Source organism: uncultured Kocuria sp., assembly GCF_947500125.1.
Classification (GTDB): Bacteria; Actinomycetota; Actinomycetes; order Actinomycetales; family Micrococcaceae; genus Kocuria.
Genome location: NZ_CANMRA010000063.1, coordinates 1 through 6,698 on the forward strand (window position 1 = coordinate 1; position 6,698 = coordinate 6,698).

General features: G+C 62.4%; 7 protein-coding genes. 2 read left to right on the plus strand and 5 right to left on the minus strand.

What is annotated here, in order from left to right; genetic code table 11:
- The first annotated feature begins 830 nt into the window (after positions 1-830).
- Both tatC and Q0817_RS19680 read left to right on the plus strand, forming a co-directional pair.
- A complete protein-coding gene (gene tatC, locus Q0817_RS19675) occupies positions 831-1,703 on the plus strand; it encodes a twin-arginine translocase subunit TatC (RefSeq protein ID WP_298592079.1) in 873 nt (290 codons plus the stop codon).
- 99 nt (positions 1,704-1,802) lie between these two features.
- The gene (locus Q0817_RS19680; RefSeq protein ID WP_298592081.1) at positions 1,803-1,988 is read left to right on the plus strand and encodes a hypothetical protein; all 186 of its coding nucleotides are present in this window, start codon (positions 1,803-1,805) and stop codon (positions 1,986-1,988) included.
- Between the two features lie 145 nt (positions 1,989-2,133).
- On the opposite strand, the gene Q0817_RS19685 is transcribed toward Q0817_RS19680, so the two are convergent.
- The 5 genes from Q0817_RS19685 to Q0817_RS19705 form a co-directional block, all read right to left on the minus strand.
- A complete protein-coding gene (locus tag Q0817_RS19685; RefSeq protein ID WP_298592083.1) occupies positions 2,134-3,318 on the minus strand; it encodes a relaxase/mobilization nuclease domain-containing protein in 1,185 nt (394 codons plus the stop codon).
- A complete protein-coding gene (mobC, locus tag Q0817_RS19690; protein WP_298592085.1) occupies positions 3,318-3,680 on the minus strand; it encodes a plasmid mobilization protein in 363 nt (120 codons plus the stop codon). The genes Q0817_RS19685 and mobC overlap by 1 nt, the downstream gene beginning before the upstream one ends.
- A 1,369-nt stretch (positions 3,681-5,049) precedes the next feature.
- Positions 5,050-5,271 (minus strand): hypothetical protein, encoded by a 222-nt coding sequence (locus tag Q0817_RS19695; RefSeq protein ID WP_298592087.1) that lies wholly within the window; start codon positions 5,269-5,271, stop codon positions 5,050-5,052.
- Between the two features lie 880 nt (positions 5,272-6,151).
- Positions 6,152-6,424: a type II toxin-antitoxin system RelE/ParE family toxin gene (locus tag Q0817_RS19700; protein ID WP_298592090.1), complete on the minus strand. Its 273-nt coding sequence runs from the start codon at positions 6,422-6,424 to the stop codon at positions 6,152-6,154.
- Positions 6,417-6,680, minus strand: coding sequence for a type II toxin-antitoxin system prevent-host-death family antitoxin (locus tag Q0817_RS19705; RefSeq protein ID WP_298592094.1), 264 nt, complete (start codon positions 6,678-6,680; stop codon positions 6,417-6,419). The genes Q0817_RS19700 and Q0817_RS19705 overlap by 8 nt, the downstream gene beginning before the upstream one ends.
- Positions 6,681-6,698 lie beyond the last annotated feature (18 nt).

The window sequence follows — 6,698 nt, forward strand, 5'->3', positions numbered from 1 at the left end:
TCCATCGTCTGCGCCCACCGCTGCCGGGCTTGCGTTGCGGGAATCCGAATCATAGCTAAATTGTACATTTTAGCGGTTTCTCTGGCGAGGCCTGGTACTCCTGCCCTGTTAGGTCGGTTGCTACTCCCCCTCCAACGACGAGCAACGCTCTCACCCGCCGTCGAACACCCACAGCCTCAGCCCCAGATAAGGCAGGCCAGGAGGGGTTACTGGCGAACCTCACCCAGGTGTGGGGCAATGTCGCGGAGCTGGGCGAGGTATCCGTGAGCATCTAGCTCAGCAAGGGCCGCCGGTATGCGTGCGGCCGGTATCCGGCTCAGAGTGGCGAGCTCCTCAATGCTGGGGGTGCGGTCCCACGGCTGGGCGAGGTGGTTAAGAATGACGCGGGCGTCGCTGGTGAGCTCCGCGTCAGCGGCAGCCAGGTCGCGGAGCCGGCGGAACCGGTCGAGGCCATGCTTGTCGAAGGGCCGTGGTCGCCTCGTCATAGTGGCCCATCCTTGGGGTGCGGTGGCGTCTCGTAACGGTGAGTGTGCATGAGATGCCGGCCCTTGTCTTATGACACATGGCTACGGGACAGACTCGCCCGCGGAATGGCACGGAAACTCGGGGTAGCAAAAAACGATAGACGAGACGTCTTGAAACCCTAGGCTTGTAAGACTGGCTAAATTAATTCTATTCGATCGACACCGTCTCATGAACATGCTCTCAGCTCTTCCCAGCCCGCTTCGTACCAGCGCGGGTGCTGACTAGCGGCTCGCGCACCAGAGACCTACACAACGTATGGTTAAGCACGTTGGATACTCGCTTCTCCGTATGCTTTGAGGTCTCATATGCCCACCCAACCCCGTCCACCTAAAAAGGCTAAGGTTGCACGTAAAAATAATCCACAAGCGCAGATGGCTTTAGCCGAACATTTGCGTGAATTTCGCAACCGATTAATTAAAGCGATTATCGCAACTGCTGTCGGCACAATATTGGGATTTTTTATATACGAACCCTTTATTACCCAACTTAAGGCTCCGGTAGATCGACTGAATCTGGAGTCAGGGCGAGAAGCTATAATAAATTTTTCAGGTGTAGCGTCATCGTTCAATGTCATGGTAGAGGTTTCCATAGCACTAGGACTTATAGTGTCTAGTCCAGTATGGCTTTATCAACTCTGGGCCTTTGTAACCCCTGCGCTCCACCGACGTGAGCGGCGGTATGCCATAGGATTTATAGTCACCGCAGTACCTCTTTTTTTAGCGGGTATAGGTGTGGCAATACTGGCTCTGCCAGCTGCAATTTACGGCCTAACTGCATTTACCCCAGAGGGGTCTTCCAACATCATTACAGCCAGTGATTACATTCGATTTGTGTTGCAACTGGTGCTTACTTTTGGTATTGCTTTTGTGGTACCCGTCTTACTAGTCATGTTGAATATGATTGGCGTACTTTCGGGTCGAACTGTGCTAAAAAGTTGGCGAATCGTGGTGGTCCTCGTTTTAATTGTGTCTGCTATGGCGGCCCCTGGGCCAGATCCACTTACTATGTTCTACTTAGCAATTCCACTAATAGCATTATTTTTTGTGGCGATAACTATCTGCTTGCTTCTGGATCGTCGGAGGTCTAAAAAGCAACGACAAAGTGAAGTTAGTATTGGCTCGTCCGCTGACAAAGCAACCTCCATGGACACACTAAAAGACATGGGTTACGAGCAGTAAGTGCGGAACAGTGTTCGTCAAAGCGTGTTAACAATTTTCATGAATAGAAAGGTTCCCGCTCGATACGTCACTAGTCTTTTCGTGTAGTACCATAATGGCATGAAGCGTCAGCCAATGTCTGCAATTGGGTTTATATTTTTTTCTATTCTTCTACCTTTTTGTGGCGCGTTTTTAATTGAATACACAAATTTTCAGGGGAAGAATATTGCAGGATGGTCTTTAATTATTATTGGGCTATTCGTGGCGGCCGCTTCTGTTAGCCAGCAGCATTCAAAGTCTGAGTGACTTAACATTTAACAAAAGTTTGTTTTCCCTAGAAATTATTCGTTACTGTCGGTGACTGCCTGCCACGTGGAGTACACAAATCCAGTAGCCCCTACAGAGGCGCAGGAGCCGCTCATGGTGGGCAAAGTTAGGTGACCAGAAGCAGTCAGCGCTCCAACCCCGTGTCCTTGTCCGAGTGCCGGCTCACGTGCGGGCGCCCATAATCCTGATGCGGGACAGGCGTCGCCCGTCCCGGACTGACAGGGCGTTCACGAGCCATCATCTGCCGGATTCTGGAGACTTCGAGCAGCTGCTGCTGGTAGGCGATCAGGCGGGGGTCGGTCTCGTTACGCTTCGCCCACCAGCTGGCGACCTCACCCATTTCGACCCGTTGGGCCTGGCCGATCTGCTGGTGCCGGCGCTGGGTGGCCTCGGTCTGGGCGTCGGCCACCCTCGCCTGGTACTTGGCTTTGGACTCCAGCAGTCCTTTCTCCGGCACCTGCACCCGCTGCGACGGGGAGGGGGCGTCGAGGACCTGGGAGAGCTTGGACCAGGCCAGGGTCTTGTCCAGCTGGGAGGCCTTGAACCAGACCGGCTGTCCCACCTCGTCCACGCGCCCGGTGCCGAACTTGTACCCGGACATCCGCCCCGTTGTGGCGCGGTTGGCCTGGAACTCCACCCCCGCCTTCTCCAGCTCGGCTTCGAAGGCATCGGTGCCGCCGCCGACGGCCCTCGCCGCACAGGCCCGGACCACGGTGGCCAGCTCCACCCGCTCCGGCGGCAGATGGGTGCGCAGCGCTTGGTGGCGTTCCCCGCGGGTGATCTGGTGATCGGCCGCCCGCCGGGACACCCTGGTGGTCTCCCGCGGGGCGGCCTGCAGCCCGTATGCCTCCTCGAGCTCCGCACACGCGGTCTGGGCCTGGCGGTAGTCCTGGCGCCCGTGCCACACCTGACCGGTGTCGGTGACCCGGGAGGCCACCAGGTGCACGTGGTCATCGGCGTGCCGGACCACGACCCACGGGCGGTCCTCCAGGCCCATCCGGGTCATGAACACCGTGGCGGCATCGCGCCACTCCGCATCGGTCAGCGCCCGGTCCTCCGGGGCGCAGCGCAAGGAGACCTGCCAGATCGGCTTGGTGATGTCCGGGCGCGAGGCCGCCGCCTCGCGCAGCTCGGCGGCCCATCGACCGGTGGTGTCCCCGCGCATCGCCAGCGTCCCGCCGATCACGATGCCCCCGACCTGCTCGGCCCCGTCGCGGTCGCGGTAGGTGTGCATCGCGGTCTTGCCCGGCCCGTGCAGATAGGCAGCGATGTCCCCGGCCCGGGTGCCGCGGGTGATCTTGGCGATCATCAGCGCAGGGCTTCCCGGATCTGGCCCATCACGGCCTCGGCCGCATCCACCCGGGTCACTAGTTCCGCCGCCGAGGTCCGGTCGAGGCCGGAGACGTTCGCCGCGCGCACGGCCTGATTCAGGTTGTTGCCCACCCGGGCCAGCTCCGCCCGCAGCGCCGCGACCTCCGGAGGCGGGCCCGGACGGGACGGTGCCGCCCGGTGGCCGGTGAGCAGGCCGGCCATGGTGGTGCGCACCCAGGTGCCTAACCGGCCGGACCCGGCTTCTGCTGCTGCCGCCGCCCAGGCGGCGTGCTCCTGCTCGGTCAAGCGCACCGCCACCACGCGGGTGCGCTTGACCGGTCCTTCGGTCTCCTCGGCCACGAGGTGACCCCCTCCCTTGGTGGGTCGAGCTCTGCGAGATCCACTCCCGCCCCCGCAGCGAAGCGAGGAGGCGGCGAGGTCGACCAGCGTGCAGTGAGCGCCAGCGAACGTAACGCTAGTCATACCTCGCATCGTCGAAGCGTGTCCACCGCGGCGGTTGAGTGCCCCCTAGGGCGCGAGACCGCCAACCAGGTGGCGGGCACGCTTCGGCAGGGTCGGCGCGGTGAAGCTGTGAGAGGCCGCCCCGCGGCCGAACGCAGCGCTCACCGCGCCGCTCTGATGAGATGAACTGCTCAGGTGCCCCATCCCTGGCCCGCTCACCTTGAAGACCCCCACGCATCTTCCGCTGGGGTGTCCCGGCTGTGGTCACCTCAGCCTGAAGTCGTATCGCTACTCGGCGGAGTTGTCCTGCCGATCGATCTTGTCTTCAAGTTCGCCGATGGCCCGGGCGTCATTCGGGGAGTGTTCCGTGGCCCGGCACGCGTCAGGGTTCGTAGCGCAGATGCACCGGTATCTGGTGGTGACCGCGCTGTTCTTGGCAACGGTGGCCTCGTCCTGCCGGCGTTGGCGGGCAGCTTCACGCTTGCGACGAGCGGGGGACTTCTCAACGCCGCCTCTGCTGTACATGAGGCAGATTTTGCCACGACCCGCAAGTACCCGCTGAGATAAGGAACTCGCTGACGCTCGTGCTGTTCTTTCCTGACCGCCTACTTGCTGAGTGAGTCTGTGGAACTGTTCATCTCGGCAACGCCGGGCCAGCCTGGGGCTCGGTTGCTTGGTTGGCGGGCAGGGGTGTGCCTCTAACGCTCCCCAGGAAAGGGAACGATAGAGGCGCGCGAGGTGTCCAGCCCGAGACTTCGGAGATGGCCGTATGGGGGTCACTAGGTGACCGGTAGCGCGGCCCACGGCATTACTCGTGGGCAGTGGCGGCATGTGCACGCAGCTCCGGCGACATCTGGTCGCTGTAGGGCTTGGCACTCCTTCGATCCCGGCGATTGCTCGACCCGGTGACGGCCCCTGTCTGCGTGCTCGACGAAAGGAACCGGCTCTAACCCGGGGATGGCCGCGGTGCGAGGATCAGCTCGCCGGGGCCGGATGCCCCGTGTCTCCGTCGGCTGGAGGTGTTGTTCTACGGCCACGTCTCAGGCCGACACCAGGTAGTCCATCGCTGGTGGTTCCGTTGCAAGCGTTGGCGCACTTGCTAGAATGGGCTCGTTATAGTGAATCGACTTCAGGATACGGGACCGTTGGCGCGGTCCCGTTCCGCTTTAAGCGGTTCGGCGTGTCGCAAGGCACCTCGCCCCGCAGATCGATGGCCCGGCGCGCAGGCGCCGGGCCATCGTCGTGTCTGGGGGCTGGAGCCCAGTGGTCAGCTGTTGTGCGTGCCGCCGTACTTGCTGGGTGCTCCCTCGCGGCCTGTGCGCTTCTGGGAGGCGAATGTCTCCCCGGCCTTGATCGACGCCGTGGATCGCCTCAGCTCGGCCTCGGCACGGCGTACCGCGGCACTCCAGTCCTGCGGTTTGGCCGGGGTCTTCTTCTTTTTCGCGTTCCCCTGCTGTTTCTTGGCCGTCGCCCGCCGCTTCTGCGCCACCGCAGTCTCCCTCCGTCGTTGTCCTGATGATCTACCCGAAGGTGCGCCGCCACCAGGACTGCCTGACCGGTTCGGGCCCGGGATTGGGCTGTTCAGATGCCGGCGGCGGAGATACCGGGGCTGGGGTGGGCTCCGGATCCGGCTCAGCGGGGGCCGTGGGTGGTCCAGTCGTGAGCATCCGCAGCGCCATGCGTTCGGCCTCGAGCGCTGAGCCCCGCTCCTGGGCGATGGCCTCTGCTTTCTCGGCACGGAAACGCAGCTCCAGCGCTTCTCGCTCCAGCTCTCGGATGCGCTCTTGCGCTTGGGTCAGCGCCCCTGGATCTCGGGTCGTCTCTGCCTCCTGAGCCTCCTGCGGAGGTGCGGTTGAGGACTCTGGAGGAGTTGTCCGGCGCATCAACCCAGAAGCCACCAGTGCGCTCAGAGGCACCTGCCACCCGTCAGCGGCGATGACCGCCCCGTGCGTGCGCAGTAGCTCCTTGTTCCGCCGGAGAGTGGAAACCGAGACACCCGCCACCTCGGCGGCACGCCTCATCCCGAAGACCGCCTGAGTGGGGGTGTTCGGCGGGTAGTCAGGGGTGCTCGTCGGGGGTGTCATGGTCACAGCATTCCATGAGGTGAGCACAGGTATCAGTGAGCACCCCAGCGGTGCTCACCCTTGCTATAGCACGCCCAAAGTGTGTTCAAAAGGGAGTAGTCATAATTGTGTTCACCCGCTTTTGAAGTCTCTTCACGGTGAACACAGTGAGCACCCTGCCCCTGATCGGCCTGGTAGCCCCAGCCGAAGTGATCACCCAGCGGCGCAGCACGTTTCCAGGCGTGCAGGAGAGGTCTCCAGCACCTACCAGCACCGGAACCCCCACTCCGCGCAAGTAGTGGTGTCTCACGGGAGGTCGCGGTAGATAGCTCCTCGATGCCCGAGAGTCAGCACCAGCACGAGGAGCTTCCCCTCCTGGACCGTGTAAACGATCCGATAGTCACCCACCCGCACCCGCAGGTACCCGGGATGGCCCACCAAGGCCTTGACGGTCGCCGGCCGAGGATCATCACGCAGCAGTGCGAGAGCGGCCACGATGCGGGCTTGCACGGGTCGGTCGAGCTTACGGAGCTCCTTCGCGGCACGCTTGCTCAGCTCGACCGCATACCGCTCACTCAAGCTTCAAGCCGAGCTCGCGGGCCATGTCCTCCAACGGAACCGTGTCCTCGCCGGCCTCGATCGCCGCTACCGCCGCATCAGCCGCCGCGGCGTCCTCGGCGTCTTCCAGGGCGCGCAGCGCCCGGTGGGCGATCTCGATGTCCAGGACCATCACGGTCTCTCGCCCGTGGTCCGTGATCGTCACCGGGTTCCGACGAGCGGAGTCCATCGTCTGCGCCCACCGCTGCCGGGCTTGCGTTGCGGGAATCCGAATCATAGCTAAATTGTACATTTT

Excerpts from the sequence above, each read along its gene's own strand:
- tatC (WP_298592079.1), top strand. The coding sequence starts at position 831 with ATGCCCACCCAACCCCGTCCACCTAAAAAGGCTAAGGTTGCACGTAAA.
- Q0817_RS19705 (WP_298592094.1), bottom strand. The coding sequence starts at position 6,680 with ATGATTCGGATTCCCGCAACGCAAGCCCGGCAGCGGTGGGCGCAGACG.
- Q0817_RS19680 (WP_298592081.1), top strand. The coding sequence starts at position 1,803 with ATGAAGCGTCAGCCAATGTCTGCAATTGGGTTTATATTTTTTTCTATT.
- Q0817_RS19685 (WP_298592083.1), bottom strand. The coding sequence starts at position 3,318 with ATGATCGCCAAGATCACCCGCGGCACCCGGGCCGGGGACATCGCTGCC.